This is a genomic window from Allobosea sp. 10L417 (assembly GCF_056395485.1).
Map to the genome: position 1 here is coordinate 39,338 of NZ_JBFTJP010000013.1, position 20,454 is coordinate 59,791.

Annotated in this window: 15 protein-coding genes and 1 pseudogene; 9 read left to right on the forward strand and 7 right to left on the reverse strand. The window is 67.9% G+C overall.

Annotation, left to right across the window (positions count from 1 at the left end):
• Positions 1-79: 79 nt before the first annotated feature.
• The 3 genes and pseudogenes from AC1DE3_RS24665 to AC1DE3_RS24675 all read left to right on the forward strand — a co-directional run bounded on the left by AC1DE3_RS24665 (position 80) and on the right by AC1DE3_RS24675 (position 3,986).
• Positions 80-556 carry a DUF1178 family protein gene (locus AC1DE3_RS24665; RefSeq protein WP_476780715.1) on the forward strand — a complete coding sequence of 159 codons (477 nt, stop codon included), beginning with the start codon at positions 80-82 and terminating at the stop codon, positions 554-556.
• 477 nt (positions 557-1,033) lie between these two features.
• Positions 1,034-1,391 (forward strand): annotated as a pseudogene (locus tag AC1DE3_RS24670) (cell wall hydrolase); the annotation flags it as partial.
• A 606-nt stretch (positions 1,392-1,997) separates the two neighbouring features.
• On the forward strand, positions 1,998-3,986 hold the full coding sequence (locus AC1DE3_RS24675) for a methylmalonyl-CoA mutase family protein (protein WP_476852837.1): 1,989 nt from the start codon (positions 1,998-2,000) through the stop codon (positions 3,984-3,986).
• A gap of 108 nt (positions 3,987-4,094) precedes the next feature.
• Here the strand turns inward: AC1DE3_RS24675 and AC1DE3_RS24680 are convergent, their stop codons facing one another.
• Positions 4,095-4,712: a J domain-containing protein gene (locus AC1DE3_RS24680; RefSeq protein ID WP_441509579.1), complete on the reverse strand. Its 618-nt coding sequence runs from the start codon at positions 4,710-4,712 to the stop codon at positions 4,095-4,097.
• A 95-nt stretch (positions 4,713-4,807) separates the two neighbouring features.
• Here AC1DE3_RS24680 and AC1DE3_RS24685 point away from each other — a divergent pair, with 95 nt between their 5' ends.
• Positions 4,808-5,080 (forward strand): BolA family protein, encoded by a 273-nt coding sequence (locus AC1DE3_RS24685; RefSeq protein WP_441509580.1) that lies wholly within the window; start codon positions 4,808-4,810, stop codon positions 5,078-5,080.
• Between the two features lie 50 nt (positions 5,081-5,130).
• Here the strand turns inward: AC1DE3_RS24685 and AC1DE3_RS24690 are convergent, their stop codons facing one another.
• The 3 genes from AC1DE3_RS24690 to AC1DE3_RS24700 form a co-directional block, all read right to left on the reverse strand.
• Positions 5,131-6,339: an MFS transporter gene (locus AC1DE3_RS24690; protein ID WP_476780713.1), complete on the reverse strand. Its 1,209-nt coding sequence runs from the start codon at positions 6,337-6,339 to the stop codon at positions 5,131-5,133.
• A gap of 84 nt (positions 6,340-6,423) precedes the next feature.
• Positions 6,424-7,593: an acetyl-CoA acetyltransferase gene (locus AC1DE3_RS24695; RefSeq protein ID WP_476780712.1), complete on the reverse strand. Its 1,170-nt coding sequence runs from the start codon at positions 7,591-7,593 to the stop codon at positions 6,424-6,426.
• A gap of 136 nt (positions 7,594-7,729) precedes the next feature.
• Entirely contained in the window at positions 7,730-8,635 is a 906-nt protein-coding gene (locus AC1DE3_RS24700; protein ID WP_441509583.1) for an EamA family transporter, read from the reverse strand.
• 236 nt (positions 8,636-8,871) lie between these two features.
• Here AC1DE3_RS24700 and AC1DE3_RS24705 point away from each other — a divergent pair, with 236 nt between their 5' ends.
• The 4 genes from AC1DE3_RS24705 (at position 8,872) to AC1DE3_RS24720 (ending at position 13,850) form a co-directional block, all read left to right on the forward strand.
• Positions 8,872-10,449, forward strand: coding sequence for a D-alanyl-D-alanine carboxypeptidase family protein (locus tag AC1DE3_RS24705; RefSeq protein ID WP_476852838.1), 1,578 nt, complete (start codon positions 8,872-8,874; stop codon positions 10,447-10,449).
• A 7-nt stretch (positions 10,450-10,456) separates the two neighbouring features.
• A complete protein-coding gene (locus AC1DE3_RS24710) occupies positions 10,457-11,353 on the forward strand; it encodes an EamA family transporter (RefSeq protein WP_476780710.1) in 897 nt (298 codons plus the stop codon).
• 123 nt (positions 11,354-11,476) lie between these two features.
• Positions 11,477-12,571: a CobW family GTP-binding protein gene (locus AC1DE3_RS24715; RefSeq protein WP_476780709.1), complete on the forward strand. Its 1,095-nt coding sequence runs from the start codon at positions 11,477-11,479 to the stop codon at positions 12,569-12,571.
• A gap of 139 nt (positions 12,572-12,710) precedes the next feature.
• Positions 12,711-13,850, forward strand: a complete 1,140-nt coding sequence (locus AC1DE3_RS24720) for a GNAT family N-acetyltransferase (RefSeq protein WP_476780708.1) — start codon at positions 12,711-12,713, stop codon at positions 13,848-13,850.
• Here the strand turns inward: AC1DE3_RS24720 and AC1DE3_RS24725 are convergent.
• From AC1DE3_RS24725 to AC1DE3_RS24735, 3 genes are all read right to left on the reverse strand, one after another.
• Positions 13,819-15,435 carry an AMP-binding protein gene (locus tag AC1DE3_RS24725; protein WP_476780746.1) on the reverse strand — a complete coding sequence of 539 codons (1,617 nt, stop codon included), beginning with the start codon at positions 15,433-15,435 and terminating at the stop codon, positions 13,819-13,821. The two genes, AC1DE3_RS24720 and AC1DE3_RS24725, sit on opposite strands and share 32 nt — an antisense overlap.
• Before the next feature lie 96 nt (positions 15,436-15,531).
• Complete coding sequence (locus tag AC1DE3_RS24730) at positions 15,532-16,593, reverse strand: ABC transporter substrate-binding protein (protein ID WP_476780707.1); 1,062 nt, start codon at positions 16,591-16,593, stop codon at positions 15,532-15,534.
• A 106-nt stretch (positions 16,594-16,699) separates the two neighbouring features.
• On the reverse strand, positions 16,700-17,158 hold the full coding sequence (locus tag AC1DE3_RS24735; protein ID WP_441510104.1) for an Lrp/AsnC ligand binding domain-containing protein: 459 nt from the start codon (positions 17,156-17,158) through the stop codon (positions 16,700-16,702).
• Positions 17,159-17,284: 126 nt separating this feature from the next.
• Between AC1DE3_RS24735 and putA the strand changes: the two genes are divergently transcribed.
• On the forward strand, positions 17,285-20,386 hold the full coding sequence (gene putA / locus AC1DE3_RS24740) for a bifunctional proline dehydrogenase/L-glutamate gamma-semialdehyde dehydrogenase PutA (RefSeq protein WP_476852839.1): 3,102 nt from the start codon (positions 17,285-17,287) through the stop codon (positions 20,384-20,386).
• Positions 20,387-20,454: the final 68 nt, after the last annotated feature.

The following is a 20,454-nucleotide window of genomic DNA, read 5'->3' on the forward strand; positions in this document are numbered from 1 at the left end:
ACTGCCCCGCCATGCCGGCAGGCAGCACTCCTTGCGTGCCGATTTGCCTTGGCGACGCGGCGCCACCATCTAAGATCACATGATCCGCTACACGCTCATCTGCGACAACGGCCACGAATTCGAGAGCTGGTTCCCCTCCTCCGGCGGCTTCGAGGAACAGGCGAGGCGCGGCTTCGTCACCTGCCCGGCCTGCAACAGCGCCAAGGTCGAGCGCGCGATCATGGCGCCCAATGTCGCGCGCAGCGATCTCGGCGCGCGCCCGGCCGAGCCCTCGCCGGAAGCGCCTGCGCCTGCGGCCGCATCGCCAGCCCCGGTCGCGCTGATGAGCGACAAGGAGAAGGCTTTCCGCGAGATGCTGACCGCGCTGCACCAGCACGTGCATGAGAATGCCGAGCATGTCGGAGAGCGCTTCGCCGACGAGGCGCTGAAGATCCATCATGGCGAGGCGGAATCGCGCGCCATCTATGGCGAGGCAACGGCCGACGATGCCCGCATGCTGCATGAGGAAGGCGTGGATTTCCTGCCGCTGCCGCGCTTGCCCGGCACACGGAACTGAAGCCTCCGGCCGGAGCGGCGCGAAACTCCGCCCGGCGGCGCGCGAGTTCCCATAAATATTCAGGCCGCGAAGCGCCCAATTTTGCGTTCTCTGACAAAGCGTTAGCATGTAGCCCGATGCAAGGGAGGGTCGCTCCGACCGGTCTTTGCGTCGCGGGGCCTTCCTTCCCGGATTAACTTTCTGTTATTGATTTCGGGTTTCTTTGCCGGTGATCCCGGTGCGCCCCCCCGGCTGCCCATGATCCCGAACTCAGGAGGTTGCCGCATGAAGCGGGCCGCGATCGCTGCGCATGGTCTCCGTTCTGGCGGAGTTTTCAGGTACGGCGGACGTGGATCGGTCCCGATTCTGATGGCTCTCCTTGCGCCGGCCCTGGGCGCCTGCAGCATGTCGCCGGTCGATTCGGCCGCGGTCTCCGCGCCGACGACGAAGGAGCCGGCCGCCGCGCGCAAGCGCGCCGTCGCGCTCGCCAAGGCCGATCCGCGCGAGAAGGAGTGCCTCGTCCGCGCGATGTATTTCGAATCGAACCGGTCGAGCGAGGCCGGCCTGCTAGGCGTCGGAACGGTGGTGATGAACCGGGTCGAATCGCAGCGGTATCCTGAGACGATCTGCGGCGTGGTCGGCGCGCCCCGCCAGTTCGCCGCCGGCGTCCTCACCCGCCCGATGCCGGAACACACCCGGCCGAAGATCGAGGCCATCGCGGACGACATCCTCAACGGCCGCCGGAACGAGGCGGTCGGATCGGCCAAGCATTTCCATATGGCCGGCATGCGCTTCGGCTACGCCAACATGCATTACGTGACCGTGGCCGGCGGCAATGCCTTCTATCTCAAGGGCGAGCGCCCCGAGCGCAGGCGGATCGAGGAGCCGACGATCCAGCTGGCCTCGGCATCCACCTCCGCGCCGCTCGCGACCGCCACACCGGCCGTGTCCACATCCTTCGCCTCGGCGCCGCTTGCCTTCGCTCCGGAGACGGCAGCACCGAAGCTCGTAACGTTCCAGGCACCGGCGGTCATGCTGGTCAAGAACGCGCCGCTGCCGCCGGGCCGGCCGCTCGATCTCGATCTGCCGAAAGCCTCCGTCCGCGCCTTCGTCGTGCCTGCGAAGGCCGACAACCGCGTGGCTCTTCTTGCGGCGTCCGAGATCCGGGGCAGCCTCTCCTCGCGATAGCCGCTCGACGCGCGCGGGAACAGTCACCGCCTTCATCCAGAGGAGCAGGCCATCGGCCCGCTCTCAAAGGAGGATGGTTCAGATGGTTCCAGAGCTTTCCTGAAGCATCCTTCGAGACGCGGCCTTCGGCTACTCCTCAGGATGAGGGCTTGAGCATAGGCCCGGCTCAAGCCGAAAACCGTCCGCCTAACGTCGAAGGGGACATCGCGGAAGCTCTGGCGTTATCTTCGCCGCAGTGCAACATTCAGATTGCTCTGCAATACGGGGAGACGCCATGACCGCGACGAAGCTTGGCGGCCAGCAGACGGGCCAGCGCGACAAGCCCTGGATCTTCCGCACCTATGCGGGGCACTCCGACGCGGCCGAGTCCAACCGGCTCTACCGGACCAATCTCGCCAAGGGGCAGACCGGCCTGTCCGTCGCCTTCGACCTGCCGACACAGACCGGCTACGACCCGGACCATGTGCTGGCCCGCGGCGAGGTCGGCAAGGTCGGCGTGCCCGTGAGCCATCTCGGCGACATGCGGGCGCTGTTCGACCAGATCCCGCTGGCGCAGATGAACACCTCGATGACGATCAACGCGACGGCGGCCTGGCTGCTCTCGCTCTACATCGCCGTCGCCGACGAGCAGGGAGCCGACCGCAAGCTGCTGCAGGGCACGACGCAGAACGACCTCGTGAAAGAGTATCTCTCGCGCGGAACCTATGTCTTCCCGCCGCGCCCCTCGATGCAACTCACCACCGACATCGTCGTCTTCACGGCCAGCGAGCTGCCGAAATGGAACCCGACGAATGTCTGTTCCTACCATCTGCAGGAGGCGGGAGCCTCGCCGGTGCAGGAATTGTCCTTCGCGCTGGCGACGGGCATCGCCCTGCTGGATTCGATCCGCGCCCGGCCGGAAGTCAGCCCGGAGGAATTCCCCGGCACCGTCGGGCGCATCTCCTTCTTCGTGAATGCCGGGATGCGCTTCGTCACCGAGCTCTGCAAGATGCGGGCTTTCGTCGAGCTCTGGGACGAGATCACGCTCGGCCGCTACGGCATCGCCGATGAGGCGATGCGCCGGTTCCGCTATGGCGTGCAGGTCAATTCGCTCGGGCTGACCGAGCCGCAGCCGGAGAACAACGTCTACCGCATCCTGATCGAGATGCTCGCCGTGACGCTGTCGAAGAAGGCGCGCGCGCGGGCCGTGCAGCTGCCGGCCTGGAACGAGGCGCTCGGCCTGCCCCGCCCCTTCGACCAGCAATGGTCCCTGCGCATGCAGCAGGTCCTGGCCTACGAGACCGACCTGCTCGAATTCGGCGACATCTTCGACGGATCGACCGTGATCGATGCCAAGGTCCGCGAGCTCAAGGAAGCCGCGCTCGAGGAACTCGCCAGGATCGACGACATGGGCGGCGCGCTCGCGGCCGTCGAGAGCGGCTACATGAAGCAGGCGCTGGTCGAAAACGGCGCACGCCGCATCGAGGCGATCGAGCGTGGCGAGCAAGTCGTCGTCGGCGTCAACAAATTCACCAACAGCGAGCCCTCCCCGCTCTCGGCCGGCGATGGCGCCGTCGTCACCGTGCCGGATTCGGTCGAGACCGAGGCCGTGGCCCGGCTCAAGGCCTGGCGCTCCGCCCGCGATGCGAAGGCCGCCGAAGCCGCACTGGCCGAGCTCGCGGCCAGTGCCCGCGAAAACCGCAACGTCATGCCGGCCTCGATCGCCTGCGCCAAGCTCGGCGTCACCACCGGCGAATGGGCGCAGACCCTGCGCGAGATCTTCGGCGAGTACCGCGCCCCGACCGGCGTCGACACCACCAGGCTCGGGGATGCGAGCGGCCTCGCCACCGCCAAGGCAGCCGTGGCGAAGGCGACCGAACGCCTCGGCCGCCCGCCGCGCTTCCTCGTCGGCAAACCCGGCCTCGACGGGCACTCGAACGGTGCCGAGCAAATCGCGGTGCGAGCGCGTGATGCCGGGATGAATGTGAGCTATGGCGGCATCCGCCAGACGCCGGAGGAGATCGTCAGCGAGGCCCGGGAGAGCGAAGCCGACATCATCGGGCTCTCGATCCTCTCCGGCTCGCATCTGCCGCTGGTGCGCGACGTCACCGCGCGGCTGCGGGTCGCCGGAATGGACGTGCCGGTGGTCGTCGGTGGCATCATCCCGCCCGACGACGAGAACGCCCTGCGCAACATGGGCGTGGCGCGTGTCTACACGCCGAAGGATTTCGCGCTGGACGGCATCATCGCGGATGTCGCAGGGCTGGCGGCGAAGAAGGGCTGATCGCTCTCCGCGTCATGGCCGGGCTTGTCCCGACCGTCCACGTCCGGCGGTCGCAGGTGATGTTCAAGACGTGGATGCTCGCCACAAGGGCGAGCATGACGGCGCAGGCTAGACCATCCCCACGCTCTTCAACTGCTGATAGGCCTTCAGGATTTCCTGAAGCGTGCCTTCGCGCGAGCGGTCGCCGCCATTGGCGTCCGGATGGAAGCGCTTCACCAGCTCCTTGTAGCGCGCCTTGATCACGACCGAGTCGGCGGTGTCGTCGAGGCCGAGCGTATCGAGCGCCTTGCGCGCGACGACGCCCACACGCGTTTCCGGCTGCGCGGCCTGCTGCTTGTTGCGAGCGCCGAACAGGTTGAAGGCGTCGTGCATGTCGGCGCTGGCGTCGCCATTCGCCTTGCGCCCGCGCTGCGACATCCGCGCCGCCTTGGAATTGACGCCGAGCTTCCAGGTCGGCCTGTGGCCGATCTCCTCCTGCTTCGCGTAGGCCGCGAGCGCGTCGTCATCCATGCCGGCGAAGTAGTTGTAGGTCGCGTTGTAGGACTTCACATGCTCCATGCAGAACAGGAAGAACTGGCCCTCGCGGCCGCGCCCCTTCGGCGCACGGAATTCGCCGCCGCGCGCGCAGCCGGGATGGTCGCAGCGCGGCGCATCGCTGTCGACGGTCGCTTCCGCCTCGGAAGAGCCGATCCTGATGCTGTCGAAAAGGCGTGAGTTGATGTTCATCGTCGACGGTTTATGAGACGCAGGGTTCGGGCCGGCAAGTGCGATGCAGCACATCGCCGAACCGAAAGGACAATCATCGCAACGGTGGCACGATCATGACCGCAATCGCTGAAAGAATCACGCGAAAGCTGACCGAAGCCTTTGCGCCACAGGAATTGAAGGTGATCGACGAGTCGCACCAGCATCAAGGCCATGGCGGCTGGCGCGAGGGCGGAGAGACTCACTTCCGCGTCAATATCGTGTCGGAAGCCTTTGCCGGCAAGAGCCGGCTCGAGCGCCACCGCCTGGTCAATGCGGCACTGGCGCAGGAACTGGCCGACCGCGTCCACGCGCTGGCGATCGCAGCGAAGGCGCCGGGCGAGAGCTGAGCGCCGCTCGCCGCGGCCACCGATCCGAGCCTGTGGAGGCCGGTCCGGCGCTACCTGACCGCGGGGGCGGCAGCCTTCGACTCCGACGGCGAGGCCGCATAGACGGCAAGTGTGGCCGCCAGCGCGACGCCCATGAAGACGAACAGCCAGCCGAAGGTGGTCTGCGGCTCGTAGCCGTGCCTGTCGAGGGTGTTGACGAGCCGACCCGAAAGCCATTGCATCACGCCCGCCCCGCCCATGAAGACGAAATTCATGAAGGTGACGCCGCGGCCGATCTCCAGAGGCGACATGAAGGCGCGCGCATGCGCCATCACCACGGCATAGGTGACACCGAACAGACCGATGACGAGGAAGAGGCCGACCGCGAGGCGGGGCGATCCCTGCCCCCAGAGTGCCAGCACCAGGCACGCCAAGACTACGATCACCCCACAACCCACGACTGTGATCTTGGCGCCGATCCGTCGATAGAGCGGCAACACCAGCAGCGCTCCCAGCGCGATGAAGCCGCCCATGGCCATCGCCGCATAGCTGGTCGCGGCAAGGTCGAAGCCGTGCACGGTCTGGAGATACGGCGCGATCCACAAGCCGCGCATCGAGATCGTCACCCCGTAACTCACGAAGGTGAAGGGGAAGATCAGCCAGAGCGGCCGCTTCACCAAGATCTGCCGGATCCCCTCCAGCAGCGAGACATGCCGTTGCGGAGTGTCGGGCAGCGGCGGCGGGTCCTTCAACAACAGGATCACCAGCAAGGCCGTCAGCGCCACGATTCCGGCGAGGCCGAAGACAGTCGCACGCCAACCATAGGCCGCCAGGAAATAGGCGAGCGGCGCGCCGCTCAGGGGATCGCCGACGGAGCCGAACCCGATCAGGAGTGACGACATCGTCGCGAAATGCCGGGGCGAATAGAGCCGCGCGGCGAGATAGAAGCCGGACATCAGGATGGGCGAGCAACCGATGCCGATCAGCGCGAGGGCCGTCAGGGCAGTCGCATAATTTTGCGACAGGCCGAAGATCACCGTTCCGGCGACGGCGACGAGAAGGAAGCCGGCCAGCGTCCGCCGCGGGCCTATCCGGTCGAGCGCATATCCGACCGGGAATTGCGAGAGCGCGAAGGCGATCAGCCAGGCGGCCTGCAGGCTGCCGAGCTGCCCCTGATCGAGGCCGAGATCCCGCGTGAGATCCCCCGAGATCACGGCCAGAAAGGCGCGGAAGAACTGGCTCAGGATATAGGCGAGCAGCAGAACGAGGAAGCTCGTCACATCAGGCCGCCTTTGCTCGGCGGCCTGTGTTCCGGCGCTCCCGCTGTCCGCTAGGCCGCTCTGCGCTTGCCCGGGACGCCCGCCTCACTTGATGCGTTCGAGCACGGAGACGTAGTTCGCGACCGCGGCACCGCCCATGTTGAAGATGCCGCCGAGGCGCGGCTCGCTGAGCTGCATGCCCTCCGGCGCCTCGCCGGTGAGCTGCATGGCCGAGAGCACATGCATCGAGACGCCGGTCGCGCCGATCGGATGGCCCTTGGCCTTGAGGCCGCCGGAAGCATTGACCGGCAGCTTGCCGTCCTTCTGCGTCCAGCCTTCCTTGATGGCGCGGGCGCCGTCGCCTTCCTTGGTCAGGCCCATCGCCTCGTATTCGATGAGTTCGGCGATGGTGAAGCAGTCATGCGTCTCGACGAAGGAGAGGTCGTCGAGCGTCACGCCGGCCTGGGCCAGGGCTTTCTGCCAGGCGAGCGCGCCGCCCTCGAACTTCAGGATGTCGCGCTTCGACATCGGCAGGAAATCCTGGACATGGGCCATGCCGCGGAAACCGACGGCGCGGCGCATCTGCAAGGCGGTCGCCTCGTCGGCCAGCACCAGCGCAGCGGCGCCGTCCGAAACCAGCGAGCAGTCGGTGCGCTTCAGCGGGCCGGCGACATAGGGATTCTTCTCGCTCTCCTCGCGGCAGAAGGCATAGCCGAGATCCTTGCGCATTTGCGCATAGGGGTTCTCGACGCCGTTCTTGTGGTTCTTGGCCGCGATCATCGCGAGCGCGTCGGACTGGTCGCCGTGGCGCTGGAAGTAGGCGGCGGCGATCTTGCCGAAGACACCGGCAAAGCCGGCCGGCGTGTCGCCATCCTCGGGCAGATAGGAGGCCTTGAGCAGGTTCTTGCCGATCTCTGCCCCCGGCGTCTTCGTCATCTGCTCGACGCCGACGACGAGCACGATCTTGGCGTCGCCTGCCTTGATCGCCCGCACGCCCTGATGGACGGCGGCGGAGCCGGTGGCGCAGGCATTCTCGACGCGGGTGGTCGGCTTGAAGCGCAGGGCCGGATCGGCCTGCAGGACGAGCGAGGCGGTGAAGTCCTGTGCCGAGAAGCCGGCGTTGTAGTGGCCGAGCACGATCTCGTCGACCTGATCGGCGGTGATGCCGGCATCGACCAGTGCGTCGGCCGCGACCCGCACGATGAGACTTTCGACGGTTTCGGCATCCTGCTTGCCGAACGGCGTATGCGCCCAGCCGACGATTGCAGCGCTCATGACGGCTCTCCTTATAATGTGTAGCTACACGTCATCTTGGCAGCCTTGCGCCGCCCGGCAAGCCGGTATCCGTGCATGATCGCCGTGCGTGGATCGGCTGACTCTTCTTGTCTCCAGCACTAGCTGGCTGCTGGGCTCATCGCAATGCCACCGAGAGCAGCAGCCCGACGCCGCCGACGATCATCGCCATGCCCAAGATCTCGCGCCGGCTTGTGCCTTCGGAAAAGAGGCGACGCGAGGCGATCTGCGCCAGCGGCACCTCGATCAGCGCCAGCGTGCGGACATTCGCGGCCGTGGTCAGCGAGAAGCCGATGAACCAGAACTGCGAAGCGGCGGCTCCGAGGAAGCCGGCGGAGAGCGACCGGCGCCAGTTCTTGAGGCTCCGTAACAGGGCCTCGCGATTGGCGGCGAGCAGGTAGGCCGTGAGGATCAGCGTCTGCAAGCCGAGGCCGAGCACGAGAATGGTCGAGGCGCGGATCAGGAAGCCGCCCTCCGGCAGCGCCTGAATGCCGCCGCGAAAGCCGATCGCCGAGAGGGCGAAGAAGGCACCCGAGACGATGCCGAGCACGGCCGGGCGCAGGCCGGCGCGGGTCAGTTTCTCGCCGGGTTTCCACGAGACGACGATCACACCGGCCGTCGCGATCGCGATGGCGAGGAACTTCAGCGGCGTCAGCGCGTCGCCAAGCAGGAACGCCCCGAACAGCGCGACCTGCACGGGCTCGGTCTTGGTGTAGGCGGTGGTGACCGCGAAGGAGCGCTCGCGCATCGCCGCCAGCATCAGCGCCGTCGCCGCAATCTGCGTCAGCGCGCCCCAGAGCGTATAGCCCAGGGAAGCCATGCCGACGGCCGGCGGCAGCCGCTCCAGACCGATGCAGGCCAGGACCAGGAACAGCACGGCGAAAGGCAGGCCGAAGAGGAAGCGCACCTGCGTGGCGCCGACGACGCCGATGATGTCCGTGAGGGAGCGTTGCGCCAGATTGCGGGCAGTCTGCAGCAGCGAGGCGAGAATCGTCGCCGGAATCCAGAGAAGGCCAAAAGCCACGGTAAGCTCCGGGAAGGAATGAGCGCCTAAGGTTGCCCGCAGCTTTTGAACCGACGCTCCTGTCTAGGCAAATCGCTCGGCAGAGGGTAGGTATGCATCTGCTGGCTGGCGACTGCGTCGGCCGTCTCGAAAATGCCGCATGCGTCGCGTTGAAAGCTGCGCGTCCCGCTTGGTCCAGACTGCCCGCTTCCTCTTCGTCCCGCCAGTTTCATCCAGACAGGTTCAAAGCCCGCCCGATGACCCCCTCCCGCTTTGCCGCCGTCCTCGCCCTCAGCTTCATCGCGACGGGCCCCGCTCTCGCCGGGGCGAGTCTGGTCGTCGACGCATCGAGCGGTGCGGTTCTCTCGAGCGAAAACGCGACGCAGGCCTGGCGGCCGGCCTCCACCACCAAGATGATGACGATCTATCTCGCGCTGAAGGCGGTGCGGGAAGGGCGCCTCGCACTGGAGACCGCGATCCCGGTTTCGAAGCTCGCAGCCAGCCAGCCGCGCGTGAAGGTCTATGCCCGGCCGGGGCAGGAGATCACGCTCGACAACGCGCTGCGGATCATGATGGTGAAATCGGCCAACGACATCGCCTATGTCGTGGCCGAGGGCGTTGGCGGCGATGTCCCGACCTTCGTCGGCATGATGAATGCCGAGGCTCAGCGCCTCGGCATGCGCGACAGCAATTTCGTCAACCCCAATGGCTGGGACCATCCTGACCAGCAGACCAGCGCGCGTGATCTCGCCGTGCTCGCCATGGCGCTGATGCACGACTTCCCGCAATATTCGGACTACTGGAACACCTCTGCCGTGCAGCTCGGCAAGCAGGTGATGCAGAACACCAATGGCCTGGTCGGCCGCTATCCCGGCATCGAGGGCATGAAGACGGGGTTCACCTGCGCCTCCGGCTTCAACGTCGTTGCGACGGCCAGCCGCGGCGGCAAGACGCTGATCGCCGTGGTGCTCGGCTCGGTTTCCGGGGTCGAGCGCACCGTTAAGGCCGCCCAGCTCCTCGACGACGGCTTCAGTCGCTGGGGCGGCGGCGGCATCACCGTCGCCTCCATGGCGCCTAGCGGCACGCGCGCGCCGAATATCTGCGACGACGTTCGCCATCGCGGCGGCGGCGTGGCGCTGGCTGACGATGCCGACATCTCCGGCCCCATCGCCGCTTCGGCTGCCGCCGGTGGCAATGATTCGGACGGCGGCCGGTTCGGCGGCTTCACGACGCAATCAGCAGGCCCCGTCGCCACGCGCTCGCCGCGCGGGCGCATCGTTCTCGGCCAGCGCGCGCAGGTCGTGCCGGTTCAGGTCTCCTTCGGCCGAACCGCCGGCTCCGCCGCCGCTCCGCTCGCCGCCAACGCCACGGCCCAGCCGGAATCGCGGGTCGCGCGCGGCACGGCCCCGACGATCGAGCCGGGCGCTCCCGTCGCCGCCGGGCTCGCCATTGCGCCGCGCCGCACCGCGTCGAGCAATGGCGCGATCCCGCGTGGCACCACCGCCTTCGCCCCGGCCGATGCGCCGGTCCAGCCCTCCGCCAATGCCTTCGAGGCCGGCCCCTTGCGGCTTCAGGGCGCGGTCCAGCGCGGTGCGGCGAATGCCGCGAGCCTGCGTGCGGGCGCGGCCGCCGGCATCAAACCCGCTCCCCGCAACGCCAAGGCGCAAGCGGCCAAGCCCCAGCCCGCAAAGACTCCGGCGACCAAGCCCCAGCCCGGCAAGGTGCCCGCCAGCACGAGCGCGCTGCCCAAGCCCCGGCCGTCGCAGGCCGCCGTGAAGCCGCAGGCCGACAAGCCCGCGGCCAAGGCGAAGGCCAAGCCCGCCAGCGACGCCTGAGGCCTGATTGGACACGGGGGCAGCCAGCGCTCGCCAGGGTTTGCTGCTGGCTTTTGCCTCGGCGGCCGCCTTCGGCACCAATATCGTCAGCGCGCAGATCGCCGGGCAGGTCGGCCTCAGCGGTCCGCTGCTCGTCTTCTACCGCGTCCTGCTGATGCTGATTCTGGTCGGGGGCGCCGCGCTGGCCTGGCGCAGTTCCCTCAGTCTCGCCCGCGACGAACGGCAGCCCGTCCTGCTCTTCGGTCTCGCGACCGCGCTGGTCGGCACCGCCTATCTCTCCTCGGTCAGCTTCGTGCCGGTCTCGGTCGCGGCTGTGGTGTTCTACACCTTTCCGATCCTGATCGTGCTGACCGAACCGCTGTTCACGGCAGCCCCCTTCCGGGCCGACCGGTTCGCAGTCGCGCTCCTGGCCTTCCTTGGAATCGCACTGGTCGTCGGCCCCGACCTCAGCGGGCTCGATCCGCGCGGGCTCGCCCTCGCCTTCATCGCCAGCCTCAGCGCCACCGCGCAGTTCTTCGCCGCCGCGCGCTGCGCCGAGGTCGCGACGCTGCCGAAGCTGTTCTGGTCGCATATCGTCATCCTGCCGGTGACGCTGGCGATCCTGCTGATCACGGGCGGGCTGCTGCCGCCGCAGACCTTCCTGCTCGCGCCGATCGCCGTCGCCATTACCTATGGCGGCTACATCATCGGCTTCCTCTTCCAGATCCTGGCGCTGGCGCGCATCGCGCCCGGGCCGGCCGGCCTCGCCTTCTGCGCCGAACCGGTCTTCGCCGTGGCGATCGCCGCCATCGTGCTCGCCGAGCGCCTGGGGTCGCTGCAATATGCCGGGGGCGCCCTTGTCATCCTCGCGCTGGTCATTAATGTAATAGTAGAACACTCAAGGCGGAGCGTGGTGCCTGCCTGAAGGCTGGATCGTCGTGTGTCCCAGGATGCATGGCGGGGCTCCGGCTATTTGACGAAGCGTCGGATTTTCCCGGAAGGTGGATTAGCCTTTTCGGTCCGATGCGCTGAGACCGGACGACAGATCATGACCGGCGCCAATGCCCGCCCTGCTCCCATACCGCTGACGCTGCTCACCGGCTTCCTCGGCGCCGGCAAGACGACGCTGCTGAACCGGCTGCTGAAAGACCCTGCGCTCGCGGACACCGTGGTGCTCGTCAACGAATTCGGCGAAATCGGGCTCGACCACCTGATGGTCGAGGGTGTCGAGGAGAACATGATCCTCCTCGAATCCGGCTGCCTGTGCTGCACGATCCGCGACGACCTCATCGTCACGCTCGAGGATCTGCTGCGCCGGAGGGATAATGGCCGGATCGGCGCCTTTGCCCGCCTCGTCATCGAGACGACCGGCCTCGCGGACCCCGCGCCCATCCTGAACATGCTGATCAACCACCCCTATCTTGCCATGCGCTTCCGGCTCGACGGCGTCGTCACGCTCGTCGACGCCGTCAACGGCATGGCTACGCTCGATGGCCATGAGGAGGCGCGCCGGCAGGTCGTCGCCGCCGACCGGCTCGTCCTGACCAAGACCGACCTCGCAGGCCCGGCCGATGCGCTGCGCGCACGCCTCGCCGCGCTGAATCCCGGCGTCGAGATCCTTCCTCCGGATGCGGCGGCGAGCGCGCTGACGGGCGCCGGCCTTTACGATCTGGCTGAGCGCCCGGCTGCGCTGCGCCGCTGGCTGGCCGAAACCGAAATCCCCGATCACGGCCACAGCCATCATCACCATGATCACGGACACGGACATCACCATCACGGGCAGGACCCGCATGACGTCAATCGTCACGACGAAGCGATCCGCGCCTTCGCGTTGACGGCCGATCGGCCTGTCACCCGCAGCACCTTCGATCTGTTCTGGACCCTGCTGCGCTCGGTCCATGGCCCGCGCCTGCTGCGGCTGAAAGGCCTGGTCGATGTAGCCGAGCAGCCCGGGCGCCCGCTGCTCGTGCATGCCGTCCAGCAGATCCTGCATCCGCCCGTCACGCTCGACTCCTGGCCTGATGCCGACCGGCGCTCGCGCCTGGTCCTGATCGTCAAGGATATCGAGGAGGAGACCGTCCAACGCCTGTGGTCGGCCTTCCTCGGCCAGCAGGCGGAGCGCGCCGAGGCCGCGCAATCCTAGCCACCCTTGACTGGTCGCCCTGACACAGCCGCGGCGGCCTGTTTCTTGAAGCATCTCTCCCGCATGGCGAGGCACATGCCCGTGTCTCGCCATTACGGCACAGCCTTGCGCCGGAGCGACGCATCGGGAGCGGGAGCGGATGAGCAAGATCATGGCCCTGGCTAGCGTGGGCGGCACGGCGTCGATGGTGCCGACCGGGGCGCGATCGCATCCCGGCACGGCAGTGCACTGCGAAATCCGCCCGCTCTCCTCCTGCGACGGGATCGTCGAAGAATGGGCTGATCTCGCAGCGCGTGCGATCGAGCCCAATCCCTTTCTCGATCCCGGATTCGCGCTCGCTGCGGCCCAGCATCTCGTCTCGTTTCGTGACGTCGCGCTCATGCTGCTCTGGCAGGGCGAGGCAGCACGGCAACCGCGCCGGCTGATCGGCCTCGTGCCGTTCCGCCGGCGCCAGCGCTTGTTCGCGGCCGAGGCTCTCGACGAATTCGCCGATCCCCGCCTGTTCAACGGTACGCCCCTGATCGACAGCACTTTCGTGGCGCCAGCCCTGTCCGCGCTGCTGCGTGCCTGGCGCCGGGAGGCTGGGCCGACCGCCGGCCTGACATTCCCGGCGGTCGATCCGGCCGGACCGTTCGCGACGGCACTCATCCGCATTGCCCGCAGGCACGGCTTCGCGGCGGACTGGCAAGATCTTGGCTTGTCCGGCCCGCGGCTGGCGGACTCGGCAGGCCCCAAGGAGGCACGGACGGCTTTGGAGGCACAGGGAACGCTGCGCCTCGAAGAACCTTCGACCCTTGCCGGCCGGCGCGACGCCGTCGAGATCCTGCTTGCGCTGGAGGCGTCGGGCCAACGTGGGCAGACCGGCCGGGCAACTCTTCAGGATATCCGCGAGGCCGCCTTCCTGCGCAGCATGAGCCGCAACCTCAGCCGACAGAAACTGTGCCGGATCGCGCTGCTGATGCTGGACGAAAAGCCGATAGCGGCAGCACTGACGCTCGGCCGCGCTCCGTCGCGCTGGCTCTATCTGGCGGCCGGCGATGACGGCCTGGCCCCGGCCAGGCCGCTGGCGCTGCTCCTGGCGATGATGCGCAAGGCCGCTCCCGCGCGCTCGATCAGGCTCGCTGGCGGCCTGCCGATCTTCGAAGCCGTGAGCGGCGGCTTCGGAACGCTGCGCCTCAACCATCGACGGGCCGGCACCCCGGCCGATCTGGCAGCGCGTATTCGCCGGCGGATCGGCCAGTCGCTGTTCAGGCCTCGGCCCGCAGCACACGGCGGATGATCTTGCCCGTCGTGGTCAGCGGCAATTCGCCCCGAAACGCGATCTCGCGCGGATACTCATGTGCCGAAAGCCGTGAGCGCACGAAGTTCTGAAGCTCGGATACCAGAGACGGCGAGCCGTCCTGACCCGGTTTCAGCACAATGAAGGCCTTGACGATCTCGGTGCGCAACGCATCGGGCTTGCCGACCACCGCAGCGAGCGAGACTGCGGGATGTTTCAGCAGGCAATCCTCGATCTCGCCCGGCCCGATCCGATAGCCGGAGGAGGTGATGACATCGTCGTCGCGGCCGATGAAGCGGACATAGCCGTCGACATCCTGCGCGCCCTGGTCGCCGGTGGTCATCCAGTCGCCGACGAACTTCGCCGCCGTCGCCTCCGGATTGCGCCAGTACTCGAGGAACATCACCGGGTCGGGCCGGCGCACGGCGATCTGCCCCTCCTCGCCCGGCGCGCAGACCGAGCCGTCCGGGCGGATGATCGCGACATCATGGCCGGGAACCGCCTTGCCGATCGATCCGGGCCGGCTCACGCCGATGGCGGCGCTGGAGGCAAGGACGAGATTGCACTCGGTCTGGCCATAGGCCTCGTTGATCGTGAGGCCCAGCGCCTCGCGCCCCCAGGCCAGCGTCTCGGCGCCGAGCGCCTCGCCCGCCGCCGCGACCGTGCGCAGGTTGAGCCGCCAGCGGCCGCGCGGATTGCCGGCGCCGCGCAGCATCCTCAGCGCGGTCGGCGGCACGAAGGCGTTGCGGATGCCGAGATCCTGGATCAGACGATAGGCCTCGTCGGGCTCGAAGCGCGTCACCGGCCGCGCGACCACCGCGACGCCGAAATGCAGCGCCGGCAGCAGCATGTTGAGCAGGCCGCCGGCCCACGCCCAGTCGGCCGGCGTCCAGGCGAGGTCGCCCGGCCGCGGCATGAATTCATGCGGCATCTGCACGCCCGGCAGATGGCCGGGCAGGACACGGTGGCCGTGCAGCGCGCCCTTCGGATTACCAGTCGTGCCCGAGGTATAGATCATCAAGGCGGGATCGTCCGGCGTGGTCTCCACCGGCGTGAAATCGGGGCTGCCTTCGGCGAGGAGTTCGTCCCAACCTTGCACGCCGCGATCCGGCCCGTCGGTCGAAATCAGCAAAGCGAGTTCCGGCAGCGGCTGCGCGATCTGGCGGAGCTTGGCGAGGCCGGCTTCGTTGGTCACCACGACCTTCGCGCCGGAATCCTCCAGCCGGTAGGCCAACGCATCCACGCCGAACAGCGCCGCCAGCGGCACCGCGATAGCGCCGAGCTTGTAGGCCGCGAGATGCGCGGTCAGCACCTCCCGCCCCTGCGGCAGCAGGATGGCGACACGGTCGCCGCGGCCGACGCCGCGCGCGCGCAGGGCACTGGCCAGTCGGTTGGAATGCTCGCGGAACCAGCCGAAGCTGACCGGCGTCACCCGCCAATCCTGCGAAACCTCGATGATGGCCGACCGTTCCGGCGCGCTCGCCGCCCAGCGGTCGCAAACGTCGACGGCGATGTTGTAGCGATCCGGAATGCGCCAGCGGAAAGCGTCACGCAATGCGGCGTAGTCGGTCAGGTCTGGCAATATCAAGATGGAGGTCCGGTGGCAGGCGCGGCACGATAGGCACGCGCTCAGCCACTGTCACCTACCCGCAGCGCGGCCTCTCCGTGCGTCACGATGCGCTCAGAACATGCGTTCGCCGGCTGGCGGCAGGAATGCGTCCGAAAATGCATCGCCCGCGCGCGCCTTGTCCCGGAAGCTTCCCGCCAAAGTGAGCTGATCCAGCGCCTGCGACCAGCGCTCGCCATCGATCCCGCCCAGGCCGTGCGCCCGGACATAGGGCGTGAGCACGTTCCGCTCGTTGACCATGCCGAGCTTCTCGCGCTCGATCTCCGGCTGAGCGTCCTCGTTGCGGCGAACCACCAGCTGCGCGCTCGCGCCAGGGTTCAGGACGGCATCACGGACCCCGTGCGTGACGGCGCGCACAAGACCGCGCACCGCATCGGGCTTGCTGGCGGCGAACTTGCCCGCCACGATGACGGCGTTGCCATAAAGCACAAGGCCATGATCGGCCATTTCCATCAGCACGATGTCGTCCGCCGGCACACCGCGCCCCTTGAGGGAAACATAGGTCGAGGTGCCGAAGCCAAAGGCGGCATCGAGTTCCCCGGAGGCCAGCATCGGCTCCCGCACCGGAAGACCTACGGTCTCCAGCCTGATCTTGCTGTCGTCGATCTTGTTCAGGCTCTTGAAGATCGGCCACTGCGCAAAGCTGGCCTCGGCACTCGCCGTGCCCAGCTTGCGGCCCTCCAGGCTCGCCGGCTCGGCCGTGATGCCCCGGCTCTTGCGGCCGATGAGCGCGAAGCCCGGCCGATCGTGGATGATCATCACCGCCTTCAGATCGGCGCCGGGGTTCTCGTCGCGGAAGCGGATGAGCGCATTGACGTCCCCGAAGCCGGCATCCTGCGCGCCAGCGGCCAGCCGCTGCAGCATGGCACGCGAGCCGCTGCCCGGCTCGATGGTGACATCGAGTCCCTCGGCTCCGAAATAGCCCTTGTCCTGCGCGGCCAGGAAAGGCGCGGTCAAGCCGTCGAAACGCCGGTCCAGGGCGAAGCGAACCGGCGTATTGCCCTGCGCACGGGCAGCGCCGCCGCCCGCGATGCAGGCCGCCACAACGCCGGCCGCCAGCTGCCCGAACCCGCGCCGACACAGGACTGGGAAACGAGGGGGCGGAACGAGGGGCATGGCAGGACTCCGGGCGCCTTGCTGACCGCGATGCGGCATCTCCGCATCGTCCATGCTTCTTGACAGCATAAGATGTTGAAATGGCGTCAACGCGGCAGATGTTTCATTACAAGGGCAGTGCGCCGTCGGTTTTCACTTCTTCCATCACCGCATAGGTCCGCGTCTCCCGCACCGCCGGCAGAGCCAGCAGCACCTCGCCAAGGAAGCGGCGATAGGCGTTCATGTCCGCCACGCGCGTCTTGACCAGATAGTCGAAGCCGCCCGCGACCATGTGGCATTCCAGGACCTCCGGCGCCCGCTTCACCGCCGCGGCGAAGCGCTCGAAGGCATCCGGCGTCGTCTTGTCGAGATAGACCTCGACGAAGACGAGGAGGTGCAGGCCGAGCTTCTCCGGATCGAGCGTGGCGCGGTAGCCGGTGATGTAGCCGTCGCGCGTCAGCCGCTTCAGGCGCTCGCCCGTGGCGGTGGGAGAAAGCCCGACCTTCTCGGCAAGCTCGACGCCGGCTATGCGGCCATCGCCCTGCAGCAGAGCGAGGATACGGCGATCCGTCCTATCCAGCATGATAATTCTCTATAAAATTGCCATATAATTGGATTTCATACTGGAAATACCAATGAAATGCCAATTGATATGCGGCGGTTGATCCACCATCCTTCAGATAATCCAGTCCAGCCTCCTTCGGAGCCCCTTATGGTCGCCTCTGCCCCGCGTACCGCCATGCCGCCTTTCCGCGCGCCCTATGCCGAGGATGACGGCGCCATCGCCGGCCGCCTGCTCGCCGGCGCCCGGCGCGACCCCGCCGCCAAGGCCCGGATCGACGCGCGCGCGACCGGGCTGATCGATGCCATCCGCACCCGCAAGGTCGGGCTCGGCGGCATCGAGGAATTGCTGCGCGAGTATTCGCTCTCCACCAAGGAAGGGCTTGCCCTGATGGTGCTGGCCGAGGCGCTGCTGCGCGTGCCGGACGCCGCCACCGCCGACCAACTGATCGAGGACAAGCTCGGCCAGGGCGACTTCGCCCATCACGAGTCGAAATCCGATGCCTTCCTGGTTTCGGCCTCGGCCTGGGCGCTCGGCATCACCGCCCGCGTCATCCAGCCGGGCGAGACGCCGACGGGTATCGTCAGCAGCCTTGCCAAGCGCTTGGGCGTGCCGACCGTGCGCACCGCGACCCGCCAGGCGATGCGCGTGATGGGCAGCCATTTCGTGCTCGGCCAGACGATCGAGGAGGCATTGAAGCGCGCCCGTTCCGGCACCGGCAAGCTCTACCGCTATTCCTTCGACATGCTCGGCGAAGGCGCGCGCACCCAGGCCGATGCCGACCGCTATTTCAAGTCCTATGCTGATGCGATCGACGCCATCGGCCGCTCCGCCGGCAATGACAAGCTGCCCAATCGGCCGGGCATCTCGGTCAAGCTCTCGGCGCTGCATCCGCGCTATGACGCCACCAACCATGAGCGCGTGCTGTCCGAACTCGTGCCGAAGGTGATCGAGCTCGCCCGTCAGGCCAAGGGCTACGACCTCAACTTCACCGTGGACGCCGAAGAGGCCGACCGGCTCGAGCTGTCGCTCGATGTGATCGACGCCGTCTTCGCCGATCCCTCGCTCGACGGCTGGGACGGTTTCGGCTTGGCCATCCAGGCCTATCAGAAGCGCGCCTCGGCCGTGATCGACCATATCGGCCGGCTGGCGGAGACCTACAGCCGGCGCATGATGGTGCGGCTGGTCAAGGGCGCCTACTGGGACACCGAGCTCAAGCGCGCGCAGGAGCGCGGGCTGGCCGATTATCCCGTCTTCACCCGCAAGGCGATGACCGACCTGAACTACGAGGCCTGCGCGGCCCAGCTCCTGAAGCTCAGGCCCCGCATCATCCCGCAATTCGCCACGCATAATGCGCTGACCGTCGCGACCGTCGCCGAGATGGCTGGTAATGCCGAGGGCTTCGAGTTCCAGCGCCTGCACGGCATGGGCGAGGCGCTCTACGAGAAGCTGCTGCGCGAGAACGAAGGCTATGCCTGCCGCACCTATGCGCCGGTCGGCGGCCATCAGGACCTGCTCGCCTATCTCGTCCGCCGCCTGCTCGAGAACGGCGCCAACTCCTCCTTCGTCAGCGCCTCCGGCGATCCCGACGTGCCGGTCTCGCAGCTTCTGCTCGCACCCGCCGACATCATCGGCACGCCGGGCGCGGCCCGCCACCGCCGCATCCCGCTTCCGGCCGATCTCTACGGGCCGTCGCGCAAGAACTCGGCCGGCACTGAGCTCGGCCACGAAGCCAGCCTCGACGCGCTGGTGAAGGACATCGCGGCGGCGAAGAGCTTCCCGGATGCCGCGCCGATCATCGACGGCAGGGCCCAGCCCGGCGCCGCTCGCGACGTGCGCTCGCCGATCGACAACAAGCCGATCGGCAAGGTCATCGAGGCCGATGCCGCGACCGCCGAACGTGCCCTGCTCGCGGCGAAGGCCGGCTTCCGCGCCTGGAGCGAGACGCCGGCCCGCATCCGCGCCGCTGCGCTGCGCAGGGCCGCCGACATCATGGAGGCCCGTCACGGGTTGCTGATCGCGCTGCTGCAGTGCGAGGCCGGCAAGACCATCGACGACGCCATTTCCGAGGTGCGCGAGACCGTCGATTTCTGCCGCTACTACGCCGCACAGGCGGAGGAGCAGTTCGCGGCCCCTACAGTGCTGCCCGGCCCGACCGGCGAGGAGAACCGCCTGATCCTGCGCGGGCGCGGCGCCTTCGTCTGCATCGCGCCCTGGAACTTCCCGCTCGCGATCTTCACCGGCCAGGTCGTCGCCGCGCTCGTCGCCGGCAATAGCGTCGTCGCCAAGCCGGCGCCGCAGACGCCGATCATCGCGACGGTCGCGGTGAAGATCCTGCACGAGGCCGGCGTGCCGGTCAGCGCGCTGCATCTCGTGCCGGGCGGAACCGAGGCCGGCGCGGCGCTGGTCGCGCATAAGGACGTGGCCGGCGTCGCCTTCACCGGCTCGACCGCGACAGCGCGCGGCATCAACCGGGCGCTCGCCGCCAAGGACGGCCCGATCGTGCCGCTGATCGCCGAGACCGGCGGTCTCAACGCCATGATCGTCGATGCCACCGCCCTGCCGGAGCAGGTCGCTGACGATGTCGTGATGTCGGCCTTCCGCTCGGCCGGCCAGCGCTGCTCGGCGCTCAGGCTGCTCGTGGTGCAGGACGACGTCGCCGACAAGATGCTCGAAATGATCGAAGGCGCTACCAAGGAGCTCAAGCTCGGCGATCCCCGCCGGCTCGATATCCATATCGGCCCCGTCATCGATGACGCCGCCAAGCAGCGGCTCGACAGCCATGTCGCCGCCATGCGGCAGCAGGGCCGCGTCGCCTGGGCCGGTGAGGCACCCGATCTCGGCGGCACCTTCGTCGCGCCGCATATCGTCAGGCTGGACCGCGTCACCGACCTCACCGCCGAGCATTTCGGGCCGATCCTGCACGTCGTGCGCTGGAAGGCGGGCGAGCTCGACAAGGTGATCGATGCGATCGATGCCTCCGGCTACGGGCTGACGCTCGGCGTCCACTCGCGCATCGAGACGACGGTCGAGCGCGTGGCCGAGCGCCTCTCGGCCGGCAACATCTATGTGAACCGCAACATCATCGGCGCGGTGGTCGGCGTGCAGCCCTTCGGCGGCCACGGGCTGTCGGGCACCGGCCCCAAGGCCGGCGGCCCGCATTACCTCGCCCGCTTCGCCACGGAGCAGACGGTGACGATCAACACCGCGGCGGCCGGCGGCAATGCCAGCCTGATCGCGATGGGCGAGTAGGACCGGGCTCCCCGTCATTCCGGACAAGCCGCGAAGCGGCGCCAATCCGGAATGACGGCGCAGTTCCG